Annotated in this window: 22 protein-coding genes; 5 read left to right on the top strand and 17 right to left on the bottom strand. The window is 72.9% G+C overall.

Annotated elements, in window-relative coordinates; all coding sequences use genetic code 11:
• Positions 1 to 26 precede the first annotated feature (26 nt).
• The 3 genes from ACZ61C_RS22780 to ACZ61C_RS22770 are packed head-to-tail and all read right to left on the bottom strand — an operon-like array spanning position 27 to position 3,314.
• Positions 27 to 1,010, bottom strand: coding sequence for a bifunctional riboflavin kinase/FAD synthetase (locus tag ACZ61C_RS22780; protein ID WP_465309804.1), 984 nt, complete (start codon positions 1,008 to 1,010; stop codon positions 27 to 29).
• Positions 1,011 to 1,038: 28 nt separating this feature from the next.
• Positions 1,039 to 1,944 (bottom strand): tRNA pseudouridine(55) synthase TruB, encoded by a 906-nt coding sequence (gene truB, locus ACZ61C_RS22775; RefSeq protein ID WP_465309803.1) that lies wholly within the window; start codon positions 1,942 to 1,944, stop codon positions 1,039 to 1,041.
• 44 nt (positions 1,945 to 1,988) lie between these two features.
• Entirely contained in the window at positions 1,989 to 3,314 is a 1,326-nt protein-coding gene (locus ACZ61C_RS22770) for an MFS transporter (protein ID WP_465309802.1), read from the bottom strand.
• 157 nt (positions 3,315 to 3,471) lie between these two features.
• Here ACZ61C_RS22770 and ACZ61C_RS22765 point away from each other — a divergent pair, with 157 nt between their 5' ends.
• The gene (locus ACZ61C_RS22765; protein ID WP_465309801.1) at positions 3,472 to 4,218 is read left to right on the top strand and encodes an SDR family NAD(P)-dependent oxidoreductase; all 747 of its coding nucleotides are present in this window, start codon (positions 3,472 to 3,474) and stop codon (positions 4,216 to 4,218) included.
• Between the two features lie 195 nt (positions 4,219 to 4,413).
• Here the strand turns inward: ACZ61C_RS22765 and ACZ61C_RS22760 are convergent, their stop codons facing one another.
• Both ACZ61C_RS22760 and ACZ61C_RS22755 read right to left on the bottom strand, forming a co-directional pair.
• Positions 4,414 to 5,733 (bottom strand): MATE family efflux transporter, encoded by a 1,320-nt coding sequence (locus ACZ61C_RS22760; protein WP_465310212.1) that lies wholly within the window; start codon positions 5,731 to 5,733, stop codon positions 4,414 to 4,416.
• A 51-nt stretch (positions 5,734 to 5,784) separates the two neighbouring features.
• The gene (locus ACZ61C_RS22755; protein ID WP_465309799.1) at positions 5,785 to 6,774 is read right to left on the bottom strand and encodes a DHH family phosphoesterase; all 990 of its coding nucleotides are present in this window, start codon (positions 6,772 to 6,774) and stop codon (positions 5,785 to 5,787) included.
• Positions 6,775 to 6,799: 25 nt separating this feature from the next.
• Between ACZ61C_RS22755 and ACZ61C_RS22750 the strand changes: the two genes are divergently transcribed.
• On the top strand, positions 6,800 to 7,831 hold the full coding sequence (locus ACZ61C_RS22750; protein WP_465309797.1) for a TRM11 family SAM-dependent methyltransferase: 1,032 nt from the start codon (positions 6,800 to 6,802) through the stop codon (positions 7,829 to 7,831).
• 12 nt (positions 7,832 to 7,843) lie between these two features.
• Here ACZ61C_RS22750 and ACZ61C_RS22745 read toward each other — a convergent pair whose 3' ends face one another.
• Both ACZ61C_RS22745 and ACZ61C_RS22740 read right to left on the bottom strand, forming a co-directional pair.
• On the bottom strand, positions 7,844 to 8,992 hold the full coding sequence (locus ACZ61C_RS22745) for an SPFH domain-containing protein (RefSeq protein ID WP_465309795.1): 1,149 nt from the start codon (positions 8,990 to 8,992) through the stop codon (positions 7,844 to 7,846).
• A gap of 21 nt (positions 8,993 to 9,013) precedes the next feature.
• On the bottom strand, positions 9,014 to 9,241 hold the full coding sequence (locus ACZ61C_RS22740) for a hypothetical protein (RefSeq protein WP_465309793.1): 228 nt from the start codon (positions 9,239 to 9,241) through the stop codon (positions 9,014 to 9,016).
• Between the two features lie 142 nt (positions 9,242 to 9,383).
• On the opposite strand from ACZ61C_RS22740, the gene ACZ61C_RS22735 reads away from it, so the two are divergent.
• Both ACZ61C_RS22735 and ACZ61C_RS22730 read left to right on the top strand, forming a co-directional pair.
• Complete coding sequence (locus ACZ61C_RS22735; protein ID WP_465309791.1) at positions 9,384 to 9,926, top strand: TetR/AcrR family transcriptional regulator; 543 nt, start codon at positions 9,384 to 9,386, stop codon at positions 9,924 to 9,926.
• Entirely contained in the window at positions 9,923 to 10,537 is a 615-nt protein-coding gene (locus tag ACZ61C_RS22730; protein WP_465309789.1) for a class I SAM-dependent methyltransferase, read from the top strand. Before ACZ61C_RS22735 ends, ACZ61C_RS22730 begins: the two co-directional genes overlap by 4 nt.
• Here the strand turns inward: ACZ61C_RS22730 and ACZ61C_RS22725 are convergent.
• The 7 genes from ACZ61C_RS22725 to rimP all read right to left on the bottom strand — a co-directional run bounded on the left by ACZ61C_RS22725 (position 10,529) and on the right by rimP (position 17,257).
• Positions 10,529 to 11,353, bottom strand: coding sequence for an alpha/beta hydrolase (locus ACZ61C_RS22725; protein WP_465309787.1), 825 nt, complete (start codon positions 11,351 to 11,353; stop codon positions 10,529 to 10,531). The two genes, ACZ61C_RS22730 and ACZ61C_RS22725, sit on opposite strands and share 9 nt — an antisense overlap.
• Positions 11,354 to 11,357: 4 nt before the next feature.
• Positions 11,358 to 11,834, bottom strand: a complete 477-nt coding sequence (gene rbfA / locus ACZ61C_RS22720) for a 30S ribosome-binding factor RbfA (RefSeq protein WP_465309785.1) — start codon at positions 11,832 to 11,834, stop codon at positions 11,358 to 11,360.
• Positions 11,835 to 11,843: 9 nt separating this feature from the next.
• A complete protein-coding gene (locus ACZ61C_RS22715; protein ID WP_155545954.1) occupies positions 11,844 to 12,137 on the bottom strand; it encodes a DUF503 domain-containing protein in 294 nt (97 codons plus the stop codon).
• Positions 12,138 to 12,207: 70 nt separating this feature from the next.
• Positions 12,208 to 15,198, bottom strand: coding sequence for a translation initiation factor IF-2 (infB, locus tag ACZ61C_RS22710; RefSeq protein WP_465309783.1), 2,991 nt, complete (start codon positions 15,196 to 15,198; stop codon positions 12,208 to 12,210).
• A gap of 78 nt (positions 15,199 to 15,276) precedes the next feature.
• The gene (locus ACZ61C_RS22705) at positions 15,277 to 15,561 is read right to left on the bottom strand and encodes a YlxR family protein (RefSeq protein WP_465309781.1); all 285 of its coding nucleotides are present in this window, start codon (positions 15,559 to 15,561) and stop codon (positions 15,277 to 15,279) included.
• A gap of 110 nt (positions 15,562 to 15,671) precedes the next feature.
• Positions 15,672 to 16,718 (bottom strand): transcription termination factor NusA, encoded by a 1,047-nt coding sequence (nusA, locus tag ACZ61C_RS22700; RefSeq protein ID WP_465309779.1) that lies wholly within the window; start codon positions 16,716 to 16,718, stop codon positions 15,672 to 15,674.
• Complete coding sequence (gene rimP, locus ACZ61C_RS22695; RefSeq protein WP_465309777.1) at positions 16,715 to 17,257, bottom strand: ribosome maturation factor RimP; 543 nt, start codon at positions 17,255 to 17,257, stop codon at positions 16,715 to 16,717. Before rimP ends, nusA begins: the two co-directional genes overlap by 4 nt.
• Positions 17,258 to 17,376: 119 nt before the next feature.
• Here rimP and ACZ61C_RS22690 point away from each other — a divergent pair, with 119 nt between their 5' ends.
• Positions 17,377 to 18,306 (top strand): ferritin-like domain-containing protein, encoded by a 930-nt coding sequence (locus tag ACZ61C_RS22690; RefSeq protein ID WP_465309775.1) that lies wholly within the window; start codon positions 17,377 to 17,379, stop codon positions 18,304 to 18,306.
• A gap of 108 nt (positions 18,307 to 18,414) precedes the next feature.
• Here the strand turns inward: ACZ61C_RS22690 and ACZ61C_RS22685 are convergent, their stop codons facing one another.
• From ACZ61C_RS22685 to ACZ61C_RS22675, 3 genes are all read right to left on the bottom strand, one after another.
• Positions 18,415 to 19,044: a hypothetical protein gene (locus ACZ61C_RS22685; protein ID WP_465310211.1), complete on the bottom strand. Its 630-nt coding sequence runs from the start codon at positions 19,042 to 19,044 to the stop codon at positions 18,415 to 18,417.
• 79 nt (positions 19,045 to 19,123) lie between these two features.
• On the bottom strand, positions 19,124 to 20,134 hold the full coding sequence (locus ACZ61C_RS22680; protein WP_465309773.1) for an aminotransferase class V-fold PLP-dependent enzyme: 1,011 nt from the start codon (positions 20,132 to 20,134) through the stop codon (positions 19,124 to 19,126).
• A 31-nt stretch (positions 20,135 to 20,165) separates the two neighbouring features.
• Positions 20,166 to 20,939 carry an isocitrate lyase/PEP mutase family protein gene (locus ACZ61C_RS22675; protein ID WP_465309771.1) on the bottom strand — a complete coding sequence of 258 codons (774 nt, stop codon included), beginning with the start codon at positions 20,937 to 20,939 and terminating at the stop codon, positions 20,166 to 20,168.
• Between the last annotated feature and the right edge of the window lie 168 nt (positions 20,940 to 21,107).

The following is a 21,107-nucleotide window of genomic DNA, read 5'->3' as shown; positions in this document are numbered from 1 at the left end:
GTCACGTGCGTGAACGCGAAACGCCCCTATTCGCCCCCGGTCGGGGCGTCCGGGGGCAGCTCCAGTGCCTTTCTCGTCGCGACGACGTCTTCGTCGATCTGCGCGACCAGCCCGGCCGAGTCGGCGAACCGCACCTGGTCGCGCAGCCGGGTGCCGAAGTCGATCGCCACGTGCTGGCCGTAGAAGTCCTCGTCGACGTCGAGGACGAACGCCTCGACCGTCCGCTCGCGCCCGGAGAACGTCGGGTTGGTGCCGACCGAGACGGCCGCGCGCAGGCGGCGCGACGGGTCCGCCGAGCGGGTGAACCAGGCGCTGTAGACGCCGTCGGCCGGGACGGCGGCGAAGCGTGGTGTCGACAGGTTCGCCGTCGGGTAACCGAGCTCGTGGCCCCGGCCGTCGCCGCGGACGACGATGCCCTCCAGGCGGTGCGGGCGGCCGAGCGCCTCGGCGGCGGCGACCACGTCCCCGGCGTCGATGCACGAACGGACGTACGTGCTGGAGAAGGTGATGGCGGACTGGTCCTCTTCGGACAGTTCCTTGCCCTGCAGTTCCGCGCCGTAGGCGGCGAACCCGAACCGGCGGCCGAGCGTGCGCAGCAGCGCGACGTCGCCCGCGGCCTTGGCGCCGAAGGTGAAGTTGTCGCCGACGATCACCGCGGCCGCGTGCAGCCGGTCGACCAGCACCTCGTGCACGAACTCCTCCGGCTGCAGCCGGGACAGCTCCAAGGTGAACGGCAGCACGCAGAAGACGTCGACGCCGAGGCTCTCGACGATCTCCGCCTTGCGCCGCAACGTGGTCAGCTGCGCCGGATGGCTGCCCGGGCGCAGCACCTCCGACGGGTGCGGGTCGAACGTCACCATGACGCTCGGCAGCCCGCGTTCGGCCGCCGCCGCGACCGTCCGGTTCACCAGCTCCTGGTGCCCGCGGTGCACACCGTCGAACACGCCGATGGTGACCACGCACCGGCCCCAGCCGCCGGGAAGGTCCCCCAGCCCACGCCACCGCAGCACGTCAGACTCCCGTCTCTCCGGGCCCACCCTAGGCGGGCAGCAACACGACCACTGCTCGGGACACACCTTGTTCATCTGCCGCCAGCGCGAGCACCCGCCCGTCCGGCCCGAAGAGGCCGTAGGTGCCCTCGACGCCGGCCGCCGGGATGCGCTGGCCGTGGCGGACCGCCTTGGCCGTCGCGGCGTCGAGGTCGCGCCGCGGGAAGGCCGCGGCGACCGCGGCGTCGAGGTCCAGGCTCAGCTCGGGCGTCTCCTCGAGCTGGTCGAGGGTCCTCGCCTTGGCCAGGGTGAACGGGCCGACCGTGGTGCGGCGCAGGGCCCGCAGGTGGCCGCCGACGCCGAGGTCCGCGCCGAGGTCGCGGGCCAGCGCGCGGACGTAGGTGCCGGACGAGCACTCGACGACGGCGTCGACCTCCACGCGGGCGTCCTCGTGGCGGATCGCGAGGACGTCGAAGCGGTAGACGGTGACCGGACGCGGCGGGATCACGACGTCCTCGCCGGCGCGGACCCGGGCGTAGGCGCGCTTGCCGTCGATCTTGACGGCGCTGACCGCGCTCGGCACCTGCTGGATGTCGCCGGTGAGCTTGGCGATCCCGCGCGCGATGGCGTCGTCTTCCACGGCCTGGGTGTCCGCGCTCGAGAGGACTTCGCCCTCGGCGTCGTCGGTCGTGGTGCTGCTGCCGAGACTCAGGGTGGCGAGGTAGGTCTTGCGGTCGAGCGCGAGGTGGCCCAGGAGCTTGGTGGCGCGTTCGATGCCGAGCACCAGCACACCGGTCGCCATCGGGTCGAGCGTGCCGGCGTGCCCGACCTTGCGGGTGCCCATGATCCGGCGGGCGCGGGCGACGACGTCGTGCGACGTCATGCCGGCGGGCTTGTCGACGATGAGCAGGCCGGGTGGCGGGGCGGGGCGGCGGGGCGGTTTCGGGCTCGACACGCGGCAACCCTAGCGGCCGGGTCTCGCGGAACGATCAGGTGCGCTCAGGCGGCGACGATCGGTGTCTCGGGCAGCGCGGCGTCCCAGCGGCGGCGGGTGATGCGGACCGGGAGCTCCTCACCGCGGGCCTCGGCCAGGAACAGGTGGGCGCGCGTGCGGCGCCACCAGGTGAGCATCCGCCAGGTGCCCAGCGCCAGGATCGCGACGATCGCCAGCAGCGAGAGGCGGAAGCTGCCGCCCGTCCACTGCAGCAGGACACCCACCGCGAGCGCGGCGATCGTCGTCGCGACGAAACCGCCGACGTTGACCACGCCGGTCGCCGTGCCGACGCGGGCCAGCGGGTTGTAGTCGCGGGCCAGCGCGAAGCCGATCATCGACGCCGGGCCGCCGAGGGCGAGGAACGCGAACGTCGGCACCAGCAGCGCCACCGGGACCTGCCCGGGCCAGCTCAGCAGCACCGCCCAGACCAGCGCGGCCCCGCCGATGTACCCGCCGACCAGCGGCATCCGCAGCGACGGGCGGCGCCCGATCAGGCCGCCCAGCAGCGGGCCGCCCGCCATCGAGCCGAAGACGAACACGGTGAGCAGCGCGCTCGCGGTGGCCTTCGACTGGCCTTGGCCCTGCACCAGCCACGGCACGCCCCACAGCAGCGTCAGCGCGTTCGGCGCGAACATCGTGCTGAAGTGCACCCAGAAGCCCAGGCGCGTCCCCGGCGTCCGCCACGCTTCGGCGACCTGGTGGCCGAGCTCGCGCGGACGGACGGCTTCGCGGGCCGGCTGCTCCACGCCGGCCGGGACGTCGCGGACCCGCAGCGTCACGACCAGGGTGTAGAGGACGGTGAGGGCGCCGACCGCGAGGAAGGTGGGGGTCCAGCCGGCGGAGTCGAGCAGCAGCGACAGCGGGACGGTCGCGGCGAGGTTGCCGATGTACCCGACGGCCGCGGTGAACGACGTCAGCAGCGCGTACTGGCGGCCCGGGAAGTGGGCCGCGACCAGGCGAAGCACGCTGACGAACGTGAGCGCGTCGCCGAGGCCGAGCACACCGCGGGCGAGCAGGCCGAGGCCGTAGGAGTGGGCGATGCCGAGGAGGAGCTGGCCGGCGCCGAGCACCAGCACCGCGACCGTGAGGACGCGGCGGGGGCCGTAGCGGTCGACCAGGACGCCGGTCGGGATCTGCATCGCGGCGTACACGCCGACCTGCAGGACGGTGAAGGTGCCGAGCGCGGCCGCGCCGACGCCGAAGCGCTCGGCCGCCTGCAGGCCGGCGACGCCGAAGGAGGTGCGGTGGAAGACCGCGAGGAGGTAGACGGTGACGGCGGCGAGCCAGATGAGCCAGGACCGGGCGGTGGCGCGGCCGGTGGCGGGCGGCACAAGTTCCTCCAGGGTTTCGGCGTTCGTTCCGTGCGGACGCCTGCGCTGCCGTCCCTACTACTTGTAGCGCCTAAGCAACGACGAAACATAGCTGTGATCCCGGTGGCGTTCACCACATGGTTGTATCTGAATGTTCTTCACATTCGGGGGTGGTGTCGTGACCGGGCTGCACAGGGCGCACGCGGTGATCACGGGCGGGTCCAGCGGGATCGGGCTGGCGACGGCGGCGGCGCTGGCCGCGCGCGGCGCGTCGGTCTCCCTGGTGGCGCGGGACGAATCGCGGCTGCGGAAGGCCGCGGTGTCGCTGAAGTCACGCGGTGCTTCGGTCCGGACCGCCGTCGCCGACGTCTCGGTGCAGGCGGAGGTGTCCGCGGTCTTCGCGGAGCTGGTGGCTTCGGCGGGGCCGTGCGACGTGCTGGTGACGTGCGCGGGCCAGGCGCGTCCGGGCGAGTTCCTGGAGCTGGACGACGAGGTCTTCCGGCGGATGGTGGAGGTCGACTACTTCGGGACGCTGCACGCGGTCCGTGCGGTGACGCCGCCGATGGTCCGGCGGGGCCGCGGCTCGATCGTCGCGATCTCGTCGGCGGCCGCGGTGCTGGGGATCTACGGGTACACGGCGTACGCACCGGCGAAGTTCGCGGTGCGCGGGCTGATGGAGGCGTTGCGCGACGAGCTGAACCCGGCCGGGGTGCACGTCGCGTGTGTGTACCCGCCGGACGTCGACACCCCGCAGCTGCGGAGGAGAACCGCTGGAAGCCCGCGGCGACGGCGGCGATCAGCGGCACGATCCGCCCGATGGCGCCCGGGGCCGTGGCGTCGGCGATCGTCCGGGCGGTGGAGCGGGAGCGGTACGCGGTGTACCCGGACCGGTCGGTGGCCCTGCTCGCGGCGCTGGGCCCGCTAGCGGCCCCGATCCTGCGCCGCCTGGTGGACCGCCGGGTCCGCCAGTCCCGAACCTGACCCCGAAACTCGCGTGATCAGAGAGGCATCACACGTGATTGAAGGGGCATCACGTGTGATCAGAGGGGCATCACTCGTGATGCCCGCCCAATCACGCGTGATGCCCGCCCAATCACGTGTGACGCCTCTTGGCGCACGGTCAGGCCGGGCGGATGGCGCCGGTGACGGCCCAGTTTCCGGAGCGCCAGCGGGCCAGGACCGCCGCCAGGCGGAAGACCATGAACAGCGAGAGGCCGATCCAGATGCCCGTGAGGCCCCAGCCGAAGCCCAGGGACGCCCAGATCAGCGGGAGAAAACCGAGGGCCGCGCTGCCGAGCGTCGCGTTGCGGAGGAACGCCGCGTCGCCCGCGCCGAGCAGGACGCCGTCCAGGGCGAAGACCACCCCCGCGATCGGCTGGAGCGCCACGAAGAACCACCACGCGTGCGGGATCTCCGCCAGCACCCCCGGGTCGGACGTGAACGCGTGCGGCAGCACCCACGACAGCGCCGCGAACACCACCCCCAGGAAGCACCCCAGCAGCAGCCCGTACCGGGTGATCTGCCCGGCCACCCCGCGCGCCTGACGCGCCGAGTCCGCCCCCAGGGCCGCGCCGACCAGGGACTGCGCGGCGATCGCCACCGAGTCCAGCACCAGCGCGAGGAACGACCACAGCTGCAGCACGATCTGGTGGGCGCCCACCGCCTCCGTCGACGTCCGGGCCGCGACGGCCGCCGCCGAGACGAAGCACGCCTGGAACGCGAGGCTGCGCAGCACCAGGTCGCGGCCGAGGCCGAGCTGCGCGCGCATCACCTTGAAGTCGGGCCGCAGCCCGACCTTCTCCTTCACCAGCGCCGCGAAGAACAGCGACGCCGAAATCACCTGCGCGACGACGTTCGCGATCGCCGAGCCCTCCAGGCCCAGCCCCGCCCAGTAGACGAGCACCGGGCACAGCACCGCCGAAATCCCGTTGCCCGCCAGGACGTACCGCAGCGGTTTCGCCGAGTCCTGCACCCCGCGCATCCAGCCGTTGCCGGCCATCGTGACCAGGATCATCGGCGCGCCGAACAACGCGATCCGGATCCACGACACGGCCGCGGCGGCCGTGACATCGCTGCCCGAGAGCACCCGCGCGATCGGCCAGGCCAGCAGCTGCCCGGCGGCCAGCACGACGAGCCCGACCAGCAGCGCCAGCCACGTCGCCTGCACACCCTCGCGCACCGCGTCACCGCGCCGGCCCGCGCCGTGCAGCCGGGCGGTGCGTGACGTCGTGCCGTAGGACAGGAACGTCAGCTGGCTCGACACCTGGGCCAGCACGACCCCGCCGAGCGCGAGGCCGGCCAGCGACAGCGCGTCGAGGTGGCCGACCACGGCCGTGTCGACCAGCACGTACAACGGCTCGGCGGCCAGCACGCCCAGCGCCGGCACGGCCAGGCCCAGCACGCGCTTCGCCGGCACCCGTTCGATCTCGTCCACGTTCACCACGAACCGGACTCTAACCGCCGCCACCGACAGTTCCGGCTGACGGGAATCTCACAGCAGCGGCGCCCGCTCCAGCGCGGCCCGCAGCCCGGCCAGGACCTCCTCGGCGCTGCCCGCGATCGTGCAGCCCGCGGCCTGCCGGTGCCCGCCGCCGCCGAACTCCGAGGCCACCGCCGAGACGTCGATTCCGATCGAGCGCAACGAGATCTGCCACTGCGCCGGGTTCGTCACGTCCTGTTTGAGCACCGCCGCGACGGCCGCCTCGCGCACCGAACGGACGACGTCGATCACCGACTCGACCTCTTCGCCGCGTACCGTGCGCGCCTCGTCGACGCGGACTACCGCGTGCACAAAACCCTTGCCCTGCGCGGCTTCCGGCTCCAGCTCGGCCTCGCGCAACACGGCCGAAAGCATCGGCAGCCACGTGAACGGCCGCTCGTCGACGATCCGCCGCACCACCGCTTCGGCGTCGACGCCCGCCTCCAGCAGCCGCGCCGCCATCCGGTGCGTCTCGGGACTCGCCCGCCGGAAACCACTCGTGTCGGTGACGATCCCCGCGTAGATCCCGCGCGCGATCGGCTCGTCGAGGGTGACGCCCATCTCGTCCAGGATCCGGAGCACCAGGATCGCGCTGGCCTCGGCGGTCTCGTCGACGACGTTGCAGGAGCCGTAGAACGTGTTGGTCGCGTGGTGGTCGACGACCAGCACCGACCCGGCGAGCTCGACGCGCCCGGCCAGCCGGCCCAGCCGCTTCGGCACCGGCGTGTCGACGCAGACCAGCAGCGCCTCGGTGTCCGGCAGGTCGTCCGGGTGGGTGAGCAGGCCGTCCTCGTCGAGCCACCGCAGTGTCTCCGGGGCCTCGTCGGGCTCGCCGAAGGACACCCGGACGCGAGCGCCGCGCCGGCGCAGTGCCCGGCCGAGGGCGAGCGCGCTACCGAGAGCGTCCGCGTCCGGGCGCACGTGGCCGAGCACGGTCACGTCGGTGGCCGACCGCAGCAGCGCCGCCGCGTCGCGGATGTCCTGCGCCAAAGTAGGGGTCACGGTGCGTCACGCTACGCTCTGCGGGATGCCTGAGTACGTGATCCTGGTCCACCCGTCCGCCAACCGGGTCTACGCCGCCTCCGCGCCCGCGCTGCTGCGGGCCGAGCTGGCGGTGTTCGGCGCGGCGCTGTCGGCCGAGCTGTCCGGGATCGAGGACGTCGAGCTCGGCGGGGTCGGCTACGCCCGGTTCACCAGCTCGGCGGCGCTCGGCGAGCCCGACATCGCGCTGCTGTCGAACCTGTCTTCGCTCTACGCGCTGTTCGAGCTGGGTGACGGCGTCCTCCGTCCGGTCACCGTGACACCGCTGGCGAAGGCTGGCTCGGACCTGCTGACCATCCTGAAGTACGCCGGCAAGACCAACGAGTCGTTCACCAAGCTCCTGCTGAACGTCACGCTGCTGGCCACCGCGGATCCCTTCGGCGACAAGCCGAAGTACCTGCTCGACCCGCTGTGCGGCCGCGGCACCACGCTGAACCAGGCGATCATGTACGGCCTGCACGCCACCGGCCTGGACGTCGACGCCAAGGACTTCGAGGCCTACGAGGCGTTCATCAAGACGTGGCTGCGCAACAACCGCGTCAAGCACACGGCCGACTCGGGACAGCTGCGGCGCAACAAGGTCCGCCTCGGCCGCCGGCTCGACATCGAGTACGCCCTGAGCAAGGAAGACTACAAAACCGGCGACACCCGCAAGCTCACCTACTTCCAGGCCGACACGCTCACCACCGACGAGGTGCTGCGGGCGAACTCGTGCGACGTGATCGTCACCGACGCCCCGTACGGCGTGCAGCACGGCAGCCACCGCGAAGCCGGTCTGCAACGCAGCCCGCGTGACCTGCTGGCAGCGGCGGTCCCGGTGTGGACGCGGGTGCTGCGCCCGGGCGGCGCGCTCGGCATCTCCTGGAACACCACGGTCCTGCCCCGCGAAGAGCTCACCGAGGTGCTGCGCAAGGCCGGGCTCGACGTCCGCGAGGGCGGCCCGTGGGCGGAGTTCACCCACCGGGTCGACCAGGCCATCCTGCGTGACCTGGTCGTCGCGGTGAAGCCCGCCTCCTGAGTCGACAAAGCGCTACTGGGTGAGCTCACCCGGCACCGGCGCCTGCCCGTTCTCCTCCGGCGCCCCGGCGGGCTCGGGCGGCGGGGTGCTCAGCCCGCGCTTCACCGAGTCCAGAATGGACAGTCCCTGGCCGACGAGCCCGGCGGCCATCTCGCCCAGGCCGTCGGCGCCGTTGAGGATGTTGACGTTCGCGCCGGCCAGCCCGCGCCCGGCCTCCTTGACGATCATCGGCAGCTGGTCGATGAGCATCCGGTCGAGCGCGACGCGGTTGTTCGACGCTGCCGCCTCCGCCTGCACGCGCATCTTCTCCGCGTCGGCCAGCGCGAGGATGCGGATCCGCTCGGCCTCCGCGTCGGCCGGCTTGATCACCTCGGCCACCAGCTGCTGCTGCCGCAGCTCGGCCTCGCGCTGGGCCAGCTCGGTGCGCGCGTCGATGACCTCCTGCTGTGCCTTGGCCTGCGCCAGCGGCCCGGCCTGGGCGGCCTGCGCCTGGGCCGCCTCGACCTCGGCGCGGTAGCGCGCCTGCACGATCGACGTCTGCCGGGCGTACTCCGCCTGCGTCCGCTGCGACTCCTGCTCGGCCTCGGCCGCGGCCTTGTTCGCGACGGCCTGGGCGATCTGGGCGTCCCGCTGGATGGCGGCGTTGTGCGGCGCGGCCATCGCCGCGATGTAGCCGAGCTTCATGTCGTCGATCGACTGGATCTGCAGCGCGTCGACGGACAGGCCGATCTTCGCCATCTCCACCGCCGAGCCGTCCAGCACCTCGGTGGCGAGCTTCTGCCGCTCGGTGATGATCTCCTCGACGGTCATCGACCCGATGATCGAACGCAGGTGCCCGGAGAAGATCCGGCCGGTCAGCACCGACATCTGGTCCTGGTCGGAGAGGAAGCGCTGCCCGGCGTTGACGATGCTCTCGGTGTCGTTGCCGACCTTGAACGCGATCACCGCCCGCACGGTCAGGGCGATCGCCTGTTTCGTGACGCACACTTCGGTCACTTCGGCCTCACACATGGAAAGCGTGAGGAACCGGACTTTCCGGAAGACCGGCATGACAAACGCGCCGTGCCCGGTGACGACCCGGAACGGCGACGAACCCTTGCTGTTCTTGCCGCCCGAAATCAGCATGGCCTCGTTGGGGGCCGGAACGCGGTAACCGAACATGGCCTGTCCTTCTGCGAACACTCAGGAAACGGGATCCGAGGCGTCCCACGCCACGACATCGACCGTGCGCCGGCCCCGGGTTTCGACGACCAGGACGGTCGTCCCCTTCGGCAGCTCCGTGTCGGACCAGGCCAGGAAGGCTTCCAAGCCACCCCGGATCCTGATCAGCACCTCCCCGGGACCACGCTGCCCGCGGGTGCCGACCAGGAGGACTCCGGTGCGGCCCGACGGCGAGAGATCGGAGTGCACGAACCCGACCTCCCCTCGGTGGGCTGCCTCGGTGCGGGCCACTCCCGCTGACCCCATTGTGCTCCCGGTGGGCGACCTCGCGCCGCAGCGCGAGGTCACGAACCGAACCCGAGGGTGCCGCCACCTTGGGTATGCTCCGGAGGTGACCGTCGAGCATCGCCCCCTGCGCGCGGACGCCCGGCGCAACCGGGAGGCGCTGGTCGTGGCGGCGCGCGAGGTGTTCGGGGCCAAGGGCGTGGACGCCCCGCTCGACGAGATCGCCCGCCGCGCCGAGGTCGCGATCGGCACGCTCTACAACCGGTTCCCGACGCGGGCCGACCTCGTCGAGGCCGCGTTCCTGCCGACGCTGGAGGAAGCGCGGGCGGTCGCCGACGAGGCGCTCGCCGGCGACGACCCCTGGGACGGTTTTGTGCTCTTCCTCGAACGGTCGGTCCTGATGCAGGTGTCCGACCGCGGCTTCACCGAGATCTGCTCGCGGGCCTTCGACCCGACGTCCGGGCTGGAGAAAGCCAAGCAGGACAACGCTTCCCGGATGAACCGGATCATCACCCGGGCCCAGGAGGCCGGGGCGCTGCGGCGGGACTTCCGCGGTGCGGACCTGGCGATCGTGTTCGCCGCGGCGACGGCGACCCCGGACTGGCGGCGCGCGCTCGGCATGGTCCTGGACGGGCTGCGCGCCCGGTGACCTGGCTCGCGGACACCCGCTCGTCCTACGACACGGTGGCGGAAAACTACGCCGAGTTTGTGTCGGACGCCCTCGAGAAGCACCCGCACATGCGCGCGGCGCTCTCGGTGTTCGCCGCGCAGGCCGACGGGCCGGTGGTGGACGTCGGCTGCGGTCCCGGGCACTTCACCGCGCACCTGGCCGGGCTGGGGGTCGACGCGTCCGGCGTCGACCTGTCCCCGGCGATGGTCGACCTGGCCCGGCGGAACCACCCCGAGCTGCGGTTCGAGGTCGGCTCGATGACCGACCTCGCCCTCCCGGACGCGTCCGTCGCGGGGGTGCTGGTGTTCTGGTCGCTGATCCACGTGCCGGACGCCGAGGTCCCGGTGGCCCTGGGCCAGTTCCGGCGAGTGCTGCGCCACGGCGGCCGGCTGGTGATCGGTTTCCACGTCGGCGACGAAACCCGGCTCAAGACCGAGGGTTACGGGCATCCGATGCGGGTCAACGTCCACTTGCGACAGCCGGCGCACCTGGCCCGGTGGCTGCGGAACGCGGGGTTCACCGTCGACGCCGAGTGGCGGCTGAACCCGGGAGCCGAAGTGCCCCAGGCGATCCTCTTCGCGTCACGCTAGCCGCTGTCCGACGAACTTCAGCACGTCCGGCAGGATGCCGCGCCAGTACTCGTCTTCGTGCCCGCCGGGGGAAAACCGGGACACCGCCGGGGAAACCGCCTTCACGAGCTTGCGGTCCGCGCCCAGGAACGGGTCGGACTCCCCGCACCAGACGCCGAGCGCGTCCGGACGCAGCTCACCGGGGTGCAGCAAGGGTTCTTCCGCGCGCCAGTTGTCCTCACCGGAGAACACCTTGCGGCTGCGGGCATCCGGCCAGCTGACGAACAAGGCCGCGCTCGCCGTGGCCACCGCCTTGAGGTCCGGGTGGGCGCGGGCGAACCGGAGTGCGCCGAAGCCGCCCATCGAAATGCCGAGCACCGCCGACGCCGGGCGCAGGTCGCGGGCGGTCAGCCAGCCCGGGAGCTCCTCGGTCAGCATGCGCTGCGGGTCGTCGCCGGAGCCGACGTCCACCCAGTAGTGGTCACCGTCGACCGCGGCCACGGCGAACGGCGGGGCGCCGGCTCGCACGGCCGCCGTCAGCAGGTCCGGGAAGCCCAGCTCGAGGAAGGTTCGCGCACGGGCGCCGCGGCCGTGCAGGGCCAGGCACACCGGCAGCCCCGACGCCGGAACCCCGGCGGGGGTGATCAGCACGAGGTCGACGTCGGCGCCGCGGGCCACCGACCGCATGCGCTGGACCGTCACCGGGTCGCGCGGCGCGGTCGGCCGGGACGGTGCGTCCACCGCCGACGGGCCGGGCGGCGGCCCGGACGGGGCAGCCGAACAGCCCGCCAGCAGCGCCAGCGCGCCGCCGGCGAGCAGGCCGCGGCGGGAGAGCACGGGGTCAGCCCCGGCTCTCCTCCTCCGCGAACTCGTCGTCTTCGGCCTCTTCGCGAGGCGCCTTGTACGGGTCGGCCTCACCGGCGTGCTGCGCGCCGGCCGAGCGGCGCGCGACCTCCGCGTCGGCCTCACGGGCCTTCGCGAGCAGGTCCTCGATCCGCTTCGACTCCTCGGGAATCGTGTCCGCGACGAACGTCAGCGTCGGCGTGTAGCGGACCCCGGTGCCCTGCCCGACCTTCGTGCGTAGCATCCCGCGCGCCGATTCGAGCGCGGCGGCGGCGCCGGCGAAGTCCGGGGGGACGTCCAGCTTCTCGCCGAGCACCGTGTAGTACACCGTGGCGTCGTGCAGGTCGCCGGTGACCTTCGTGTCCGTGATGGTCACGTAGTCCAGCCGGGTGTCCTTGACCTCGTGCTCGATCGCGGACGCCACGATCTGCGAGATCCGCTTGGCGAGCTTGCGAGCCCGAGCAGGATCAGCCATGTCTCTCTCCTAGTCTTCCGGACCGAGCAGCCGGCGGCGTGCGGTGAGCAGCTCGAACTCCGGTCTGCTCGCCACGTACCGCTCACACGAGTCGAGCACGTCGCGCACGTGCTCGCCACCTTCGGCGACCACGGCCACCCCGATGAGGGTCCGCCGGTGCAGGTCGGTGTGACCGGCTTCGGCCACCGACACGGCGAAGCGCTTGCGCACCTCGGCCAGCACCGGACGGACCACGGATCGCTTCTGCTTCAGCGAGTGAACGTCACCGAGCAGGATGTCGAGCTCGAGGGCTCCGACGAACATAAGCAGTTTTGGTGGTGTAGTAGGGAAACACCGGGTGTGCGCGAGAACGCACACCCGGTGTCGAACTTCCTTACGCGCGAGGCTTCTCGCGCTGCTCGTACGTCTCGATCTGGTCGTCGACCTTGATGTCGCCGTACGAACCGAGCGTCAGACCGCACTCGTAGCCCTCGCGGACCTCGACCACGTCGTCCTTGAACCGCCGCAGCGAGCTGATCGGCAGGTTCTCCGCGACGACAGTGCCGTCGCGCAGCAGCCGGGCCCGCGCGTTGCGCCGGATCTCGCCGGACATGACCAGGCAACCCGCGATCGTGCCGATCTTGGAGGACTTGAAGACCTCGCGAACCTCCGCGCGGCCCAGCTCGACCTCTTCGTACTCCGGCTTGAGCATGCCCTTGAGAGCCTGCTCGATCTCGTCGATCGCCTGGTAGATGACCGTGTAGTACCGGACGTCGACGCCCTCGCGGGTGGCCCGCTCGGTCGCCTTGCCCTGGGCGCGGACGTTGAACCCGAGGACGATCGCGTCGGACGCGGTCGCCAGGTCGATGTCCGACTCGGTCACGCCACCGACACCGCGGTGGACCACGTTCAGCTCGACCTCGTCGCCGACGTCCAGCTGGAGCAGCGAGGCTTCGAGGGCCTCGACCGTACCCGAGTTGTCACCCTTGATGATCAGGTTGAGGCTGTTCGTCTCCTTCAAGGCGGAGTCGAGGTCCTCGAGGCTGACCCGCTTGCGGCGCGACGCGTTGAGCGCGTTCCGCGTGCGAGCCGACCGGCGCTCGGCGATCTGCCGGGCGACGCGGTCCTCGTCGACCACCAGGAAGGTGTCACCCGCACCCGGCACCGAGGTGAACCCGATGACCTGGACGGGCCGCGACGGCAGCGCCTCGGTGACGTCGACGTTGTGCTCGTCGACCATCCGGCGGACGCGGCCGTAGGCGTCACCCGCCACGACCGAGTCACCGACGCGCAGCGTGCCGCGCTGGACCAGGACGGTGGCCACCGGGCCGCGGCCGCGGTCGAGGTGCGCCTCGATCGCGACACCCTGGGCCTCCATGTCCGGGTTGGCCCGGAGGTCCAGAGCGGCGTCGGCGGTCAGCAGGATCGCCTCGAGCAGGCCGTCGATGTTGATGTTCTGCCGCGCGGAGATCTCGACGAACATCGTGTCGCCGCCGTACTCCTCGGCGACCAGGCCGTACTCGGTCAGCTGCTGCCGGATCTTGTCCGGGTTCGCGCCTTCCTTGTCGATCTTGTTGATCGCGACCACGATCGGGGCCTTGGCGGCCTGCGCGTGGTTGATCGCCTCGACCGTCTGCGGCATCACACCGTCGTCGGCCGCCACCACGATCACCGCGATGTCGGTCGAGTTGGCGCCACGGGCACGCATGGCGGTGAACGCCTCGTGACCCGGGGTGTCGATGAAGGTGATCAGGCGCGGGTTGCCCTCGAGCTCGGTCTCGATCTGGTACGCACCGATGTGCTGCGTGATGCCGCCGGCCTCGCTCTCGCGGACCTTCGTCTTCCGGATCGTGTCGAGCAGGCGGGTCTTACCGTGGTCGACGTGACCCATGATGGTCACGACCGGCGGCCTGACCTGCAGATCCTCTTCGCCACCCGCGTCGTCGCCGTAGGTGATGTCGAAGGTCTCCAGCAGCTCGCGGTCCTCCTCCTCGGGGCTGACGACCTGAACGTTGTAGTTCATTTCGCCGCCGAGCAGCTCGAGGATGTCGTCCGACACGGACTGCGTCGCGGTGACCATCTCGCCGAGGTGGAAGAGCACCTGCACCAGCGAAGCCGGGTTGGCGTCGATCTTCTCGGCGAAGTCGGTCAGCGAAGCGCCACGCGGCAGCCGGATCGTCTCGCCCTGCCCCTTGGGCAGGCGGACGCCGCCGACGCTGGGCGCCTGCATGTTGTCCATGTACTCCTGGCGCTTCTGCCGCTTCGACTTGCGGCCCTTGCGCGAGGGACCACCCGGGCGCCCGAAGGCACCCGCGGTGCCGCCACGGCCACCGGGGCCACCACGGCCACCGCCGCCGCCGCGGAAACCGCCGCCACCGGCCGGGGCGCCGCCACCGGGGCCACCGCCACCCGGGCGGAAGCCGCCGCCGCCACCGCCGCCACCGGGACCGCCGCGGAAGCCACCGCCGCCGCCACCGCCACCGGGACCGCCGCGGAAGCCACCGCCACCGCCACCGGGACGACCGCCGCCGCCACCGGGGCCGCCACGGGCGCCGCCACCGGGTCCACCACGAGCGCCGCCACCGGGACCGGCGGGACGCTGCGTGCGGCCCGGCATCATGCCGGGGTTCGGCCGCGGGGGCATGTTGCCCGGGCTCGGCCGGTTGCCACCGGCGCCACCGCCGGGACGCGGAGCCGGGCGGTCACCGCCGCCACCGGTGCCACCGGGACGCGGCGGGCGGGTGTCGCCGCCCTGACCGCCACCGGGGCGCGGGCCCTGCGGGCGCGGCGGGGCGCCGGAACCGACGCCGAACGGGTTGTTGCCGACCCGCGGGGTGCGCGGACCGGGCTTGGGACCGCCGGGCTTGGGGCCCTGCGGCTTGGGCGGGACGACCGAACCGGTGTTGCCCGAAGGCGCGGCCGGGGTCTCCTGCTTGGGTGCGGCCGGTGTCTCGGCCTTCGCCGCCGGGACCTGCTCCTGCGGAGCGGGCGCGGGCGGGCGCGGACCGGGCCGGGGGCCGGGGCCCGCGGGACGGGAACCGGAGCTCGCGGCCGGCTTCGAAGCCGGGACCTGCTGCTGCGGAGCGGGCGCGGGGGCGGCCTTCGCCGCCGGGGCCTGCTGCTGCGGCGCGGGCGCCGGGGGCTTGGGCGCGGGAGCGCCCGGCTTGGCGGCCGGGGGCCCGGGACGGGCCGACGGACCGGGAGTGGGGGGCTTCTTGGCGCCCTTGGGCGCGTACGCGTCCCGGAGACGGCGGGCGACGGGCGCCTCGACCGTGGACGACGCGGACTTCACGAACTCGCCCTGTTCCTTCAACTTGGCGAGAACGTCCTTGCTGGTGATGCCGAGCTCCTTAGCGAGCTCGTGTACGCGGGCCTTGCCTGGCACAGCTCTCCTCATCTAGGGGAGGCCAGGCGGAAAACCCGCTGACCTCGTCCTTATTGTCTCGCGTTCATGGCTTCAGCTTCACGGCTGACTCATGACGGGTCGACCTGCTTCCTTGGTTCCTCGCGAAGCCGGGAGCGTCCCGGCTTCGTGGTGCGTAGTGGTGCGCCCGACGTGCTCGCGGACCTCGCGGGCGTCGAGCGCCCCGGGAGCCCGCAAGGCTCTCGGGAAGGCTCGCCGCCGTTCGGCCTTGACCAGGCAGTCCGGGTCGGGGTGCAGCCAAGCTCCCCGGCCCGGCAGCCGCCGACGCTCGTCGACGACCACCCGCCCGGCCACCGCGACCACGCGCAGCAGCTCACCGATCAATGCCCGCCGCTTGCAACCGACACAAGTCCGCACCGGAGCGTTCCGGTGGGGCTGGTGCTCGGCTACCCGCCGCGGGCGTTGAACCACTCCTGAGTCTAGCGCTTCGACCTTCACTCAGCCGAACCGGTTGTCGCGGCGGGCCGCGACGGACTGGCGTGGTCTTGATCACCCTCGTCGTCCACCGGTGCGGCGTCGCTGCGGATGTCGATCCGCCAGCCGGTCAGCCGGGCGGCGAGGCGGGCGTTCTGGCCCTCCTTGCCGATCGCCAGCGACAGCTGGAAGTCCGGCACCACGACACGAGCGGTCTTGGCCCGCTCGTCCACCACTCGGACGGAAACAACCTTCGCGGGCGACAGCGCATTCCCGACGAAGCGGGCCGCGTCGTCGGAGAAGTCGATGATGTCGATCTTCTCGCCGGCCAGCTCGCTCATCACGTTGCGCACGCGGGCGCCGACCGGGCCGATGCACGCGCCCTTGGCGTTGACCCCCGGCACCGTCGACTTGACCGCGATCTTCGTGCGGTGCCCGGCCTCGCGCGCGACGGCGGCGATCTCCACCGTGCCGTCGGCGATCTCGGGCACCTCGAGCGCGAAGAGCTTGCGCACCAGGTTCGGGTGCGTGCGCGAGAGCGTGATCTGCGGGCCGCGGTTGCTGCGCGCCACCGTGACCACGTAGGCCTTGATCCGGCTGCCGTGCTCGTAGGACTCCCCCGGCACCTGCTCGCCCGAGGGCAGCACGCCCTCGGTGTCGCCCACCTGGACCACGACCATGCCGCGCGCGTTGGCGCGGGCGTCGCGCTGGATGACACCGGCGACGATCTCGCCCTCCTTGGTGGAGAACTCGCCGAAGGTCTTCTCGTGCTCGGCGTCGCGCAGCCGCTGCAGGATGACCTGGCGCGCGGTGGTGGCGGCGATCCGGCCGAACCCCTCGGGGGTGTCGTCCCACTCCTCGTCGGTCTCGCCGTCGTGGGTCAGCGTGCGCGCGAGCACGCGCACCAGGCCGGTCTTGCGGTCGATGTCGATGCGGGCGTGCGGCTGGTGGCCCTCGGTGTGCTTGTACGCGGTGAGCAAAGCCGTCTCGATGGCCTCGATCACCGTTTCGAAGGGGATGTCCTTGTCCCGTTCGATCGCCCGCAACGCGGCGATGTCGACGTTCACTTCGACCCCTTCTCCGTCTCGGCCTGACCGGCGCCGATCATGCCGGACGCGTCGTCTTCCAACAGCTTCAGGTCCTCGGCGGGCGGCTGCTTGAACTCGATCTCCACGACCGCCTTCGCCACGTCGGCGTAGCGGACGTCGCGGAGCTTGCCACCCTCGAGGACGCGGGCGGCGTCCTCGCCCGCGTGACCGACCCGGCCCACGAAGGCCGTGCCTTCGGCCGGGGTGACCTTCACCAGGCGGAACCGCGCGCGGCGCCAGTGCCGCTGCTGGGTCAGCGGCCGGTCGAGGCCCGGCGAGGTGACTTCCAGCGTGTACGCGCTCGCGAGCACGTGGTCGTTCTCGTCGAGCGCCGCGGAGACCGTGCGGCTGATCTCGGCGACCTCGTCCAGCCCGATCCCGTCGTCGGAGTCGACGACGACCTTGACCAGCTGCCGCCGGCCGGCCTGCTGCACCTCGAAGGAGTCGAGGTCGAAACCCGCGGCGGTGACGGCTTCGGCCACTATCGGCTGAAGCCGGCTGGCGAGTTCTCCTGGCACGTGGGGCTCTCCTTGTTCGGGTCCGGGCGTTCGGGTCGGTGGTGGACCAGCTTATCCGGTCGCCCCCTCGGCACGCGCGAGCGGCGGGGGCGGCCCGGGGCCTGGCAGGATGGGCCGACGTGACCGGAAGACCGACCGACCTGACCCGTCGAGCCGCCCTCCGCGCGGGGGCGCTGGCCGCGCTGGCCGTCCCCCTGGCCGCGTGCGGGCTCGGCTACGACGAAAGCCCCGACCCGCTGCAGCCGCTGCTGGCCGCCGCCGAGGCGGACGCCGCCGCCGCGCGGGCGCTGGCCAAGGGCGCCGACGCCGAAGCCGCGGGCCAGCTGGCCGACGCCCGCGCGGCGCACGCGGCCGCGCTGAAGTCCGAAGTGGAGCGGCTCAACCGGCCCCGGACGTCGGCCGCGCCGCCGCCCGCGCCGGCGGCCCTGAGCGAGCTGAAGGAGCGGCTGGCGACCGCGCGCAAGCAGGCCGAAGACCTCGTCGGCGGGCTGCCCCGCTACCGCGCCGGCCTGGTCGCGGCGGTGGCGGCGGGGTGCGCGGCGCTGCAGCGCACGGCACCCGCGCTCGGCCCCGGCGAGGACGCCCCGGCGCTCACCGGGTCCGGCGGCGCCGTGCCCGCCGAGGCCGTCGACCCGCTACAGGTCGCGCTCGCGGCCGAGCACGCGGCGGTCTGGGTGTACGGCCTGGTCGGCGCGTTCCTGCCGGCCGACTTCGGGGACGCCGAGAAGAGCGGCGCCGCCGAGCACGCCCTGCGCCGTGACCTGGTGCAGACGATGCTCGCGGCGTCCGGAGCGACCCCGGTGGCTCCTGAGGCGGCGTACGTGCCGAAGAAGCCGGTGACGGACTCGGCGTCGGCGGCCCTGGTGGTCGCGACGGCCGAGGCGGACTGCGCGTCGGCCTGGCTCGCGGTGGTGAACCACACCGACGACGCGGGCCTGCGGACCACGGCGCTGCACGCGCTGGTGGCGGCTTCGCGGCGCGGGACGCCGTGGCGGTCCGAGGCGGGCGAGAAACCGGTGGCGATCGCCATGCCCGGCCAGGCGAGCTGACCGGCCCGGTCAAGCGCCCCAATGTGGCCTTGGGTGCGTTCAACGCACCGAAGGCCGCCTTGGGTGCGTTGAACGCACCGAAGGCCACATTGGGGCGCTCGGGGCGGGTCAGCCCTGGAGCTCGGCGGACAGGCGGAGGGCGTCGTCCGCGATCTTCTCGATCAGGTTCTTGTCCGTGTGCTTGTCGTAGAAGTCGGCCAGCACGATCGTCGTGCTCGTGCCCTCGACCTTCGACGAGTAGGCCGAGTTCTTGCCGCTCACGCTGGGGGCGCCGCCGCCGGTGTAGGTCTTGTCCCGCACCAGGTCCGTGACGTTGCCGGTGTCGTCCTTGTCGGTCAGCGTCTTGAGCGCCTTCGCCTTCGTCGAGTCCGGCATCCCCACCACGACCACCGACACCAGCGCCTTCGCGCCGCCGGCCTCCGTCGTGTACAGCGCGCGGGCCAGCGACTGGCACGGCGTGTCCTGGAAGAACTTCTGGGTCTGGCCGTAGGCCTTCGCCGTGCAGTCGTTGACGCGGTCCGGGCCGGCGACCTTGGTGAACTGGTACTGCCCGGTGCTCTGCGCCGGCGGCTGCGCGACCGGCTCCGCCGGCGTCGAGTCGTGCCGGATCAGGAACCAGAGCAGGCCGGAGACGACGGCGATCGCGACCAGCCCGGCACCCTTGAGCAGCAGGGACCGGGTGTCACGCGCCGGCGGGCCCGGCGCCGGCGGGCGGGGCTGCGGGGGAACCGCGCCCAGCGGGGCCGTGTCGGACGGGCCTGGGGTGAAATGCGCACCAACCACGGGGCCATACGGTAGTTCACCGGCTCGGCGGCGTTCACTCGAATGCGTGTAAGACGCGTTCGACGTCGTCAGCGGTGTTGTAGAGGTGGAATCCGACGCGCACCCGGCCGCCCCGCACGCTCGAGACGATCCCGGCCGCCGCGACCCGCTCCGGGTCGGCGTCGAGCGCCACGATCGCGGTGCCGCGCGGCGGCAGGCCGAGCTTCTCCAGCAGCAGGTCGGCCAGGCCGGTGTTGTGCGCCCTGACCTGCGTGAGGTCGAGCCCGCCGAGGTACTCCAGCGCCGCCGCGGCGCCGACCTGGGCGAGCCAGACCGGCGAGAGGTCGAACGCGCGGGCGTCGCGGGCCAGGCGCAGCGGCAGGCCGTAGACCGTCGTCCACGGGTCCTCCCCCGCGTACCAGTTCGCCGCGACCGGCCGTGTCCGCTGCCGGGCGTCCGGGCGCACCGCGAGCCACGCGCTGCCGCGGGGCGAGAGGAGCCACTTGTACCCCGCCGCGACGACCCAGTCCGCCCAGGCGACGTCCAGCGGCAGCCAGCCCACCGCCTGGGTCGCGTCGAGCATGACGGCCGCCCCGGCGGCTTCGGCGGCCGCGCGCAGCGCCGCGAGGTCGACGATCCGGCCGTCGGCGGACTGCACGACGCTCACCGCGACGACGTCGTGCCCCTCGACCCGCTCGGGCAGCAGCTCGAGGGGCACTTCGGTGATCGAGACGTCCTGCGCCGCGAACGGGAAGGTCACGCTGGTGAAGTCGCCTTCGGCGGCGAGCACGCGGGTGCCGGCGGGCAGCGCGGCGGCGACGTTGGCGACCAGCTGCGAGACCGACGCGCCGATCGCGACCCGCCCGGCGTCCACCCCCAGCAGCCGCGCGAACCCGGCCCGCGACCGCGCGACGTGCTCGTCGAAGTCCCCCGGCCGGTTCGCGCCGGTCCGCCAGCGGTCGACCGACTCGGCCACCGCGGCGGCCACCGGCGCGGGCGGGACGCCCACGCTGGGGGTGTTCAGGTAACCGGGCGGGACGGCGAAGTCGCTTCCGAAGGCGTGCATGCTCCGAGCGAAGCAGACCGGGGCAAGCCGATTACGGGTTCACGGGGAGCAGCGCGGTGACGTCGCCGTAGCTCGGCGGGCTCAGCGGCAGCTCCCGGCCGTCCCGCACCGCCGACGCCGTCTCGGCCGCCGCCGCGAGCGCCATCCGGTATGGCAGCGACCCCAGGCTGACCCGGGCCACGCCCAGCTCCGCCAGCTCGGCGAGCGTCACCTTCCCGGGTAGGAACAGCAGGTTCACCGGCAGGCCCACGGCGACGATCCGCTCGACGTCGGCCGGGTCGGCCAGGCCGGGCACGAAGACGCCGTCGGCGCCCGCCGCCGCGTACGCGCGCACCCGCGTCTCCGCTTCGGCCACCGAACGGTCACCCGCCCAGTGCGTGTCGGTCCGGGCGTTGACGAACAGCCCCGGCACGCGCTCCTTCACCGCCGTGACCAGCGCGGACTGAACGTCGACGGCAGCCAGGGAGCCGTCGGCGCGGCCGTCTTCGAGGTTGACGCCCACCGCGCCCGCTCCGGCCAGCTCCTCGGCGAGATCGGCCACCGCGGCGGGATCCGCGCTGAAGCCGTCGGCGATGTCGACGCTGACGAGCGCGTCCAGCCGGGCCAGGCGCGCGGCCAGCGCGACGGTCGTGTCCCGCGTCGACGGCGCGCCGTCGGGCTCCCCCGCCGCGGCCGACACCCCGAGGCTGGTCGTGCCGAGGGCGCGGAACCCCTGGGCGGCGAGGAAGGCGCCGACGCCGAACTCCCACGCGTTCGGCAGCAGCAGCGGGGACCCGGGGACGTGCAGGGCACGGAATTCGTCCATGCCCCGAACCTAGGCCCGCGACGCTTCGTCGGCCGCCGAAGCGAACGACGCCGGCCGAGGCGGTGTCCACTGTGGACTTCCCGCCCCGGCCGGCGGTGCACCGGGGGGGGGGGGGGGGGGCCCCCGCCCCCCCCCCCCCCGCACCACCCCCCCCCCCCCCCCTCCCCC

Source organism: Amycolatopsis sp. NPDC104587, assembly GCF_055583645.1.
The sequence above is the reverse complement of the archived record's forward strand: the minus strand, read 5'-3'. Positions and strand labels throughout refer to the sequence as shown.

What these genes read in the sequence shown, in the direction of transcription:
- ACZ61C_RS22750 (WP_465309797.1), top strand. Translation starts at nt 6,800, where the DNA reads ATGCCTGAGTACGTGATCCTGGTCCACCCGTCCGCCAACCGGGTCTAC.
- ACZ61C_RS22745 (WP_465309795.1), bottom strand. Translation starts at nt 8,992, where the DNA reads ATGTTCGGTTACCGCGTTCCGGCCCCCAACGAGGCCATGCTGATTTCG.
- rbfA (WP_465309785.1), bottom strand. Translation starts at nt 11,834, where the DNA reads ATGGCTGATCCTGCTCGGGCTCGCAAGCTCGCCAAGCGGATCTCGCAG.
- ACZ61C_RS22715 (WP_155545954.1), bottom strand. Translation starts at nt 12,137, where the DNA reads ATGTTCGTCGGAGCCCTCGAGCTCGACATCCTGCTCGGTGACGTTCAC.
- ACZ61C_RS22680 (WP_465309773.1), bottom strand. Translation starts at nt 20,134, where the DNA reads ATGCACGCCTTCGGAAGCGACTTCGCCGTCCCGCCCGGTTACCTGAAC.
- ACZ61C_RS22675 (WP_465309771.1), bottom strand. Translation starts at nt 20,939, where the DNA reads ATGGACGAATTCCGTGCCCTGCACGTCCCCGGGTCCCCGCTGCTGCTG.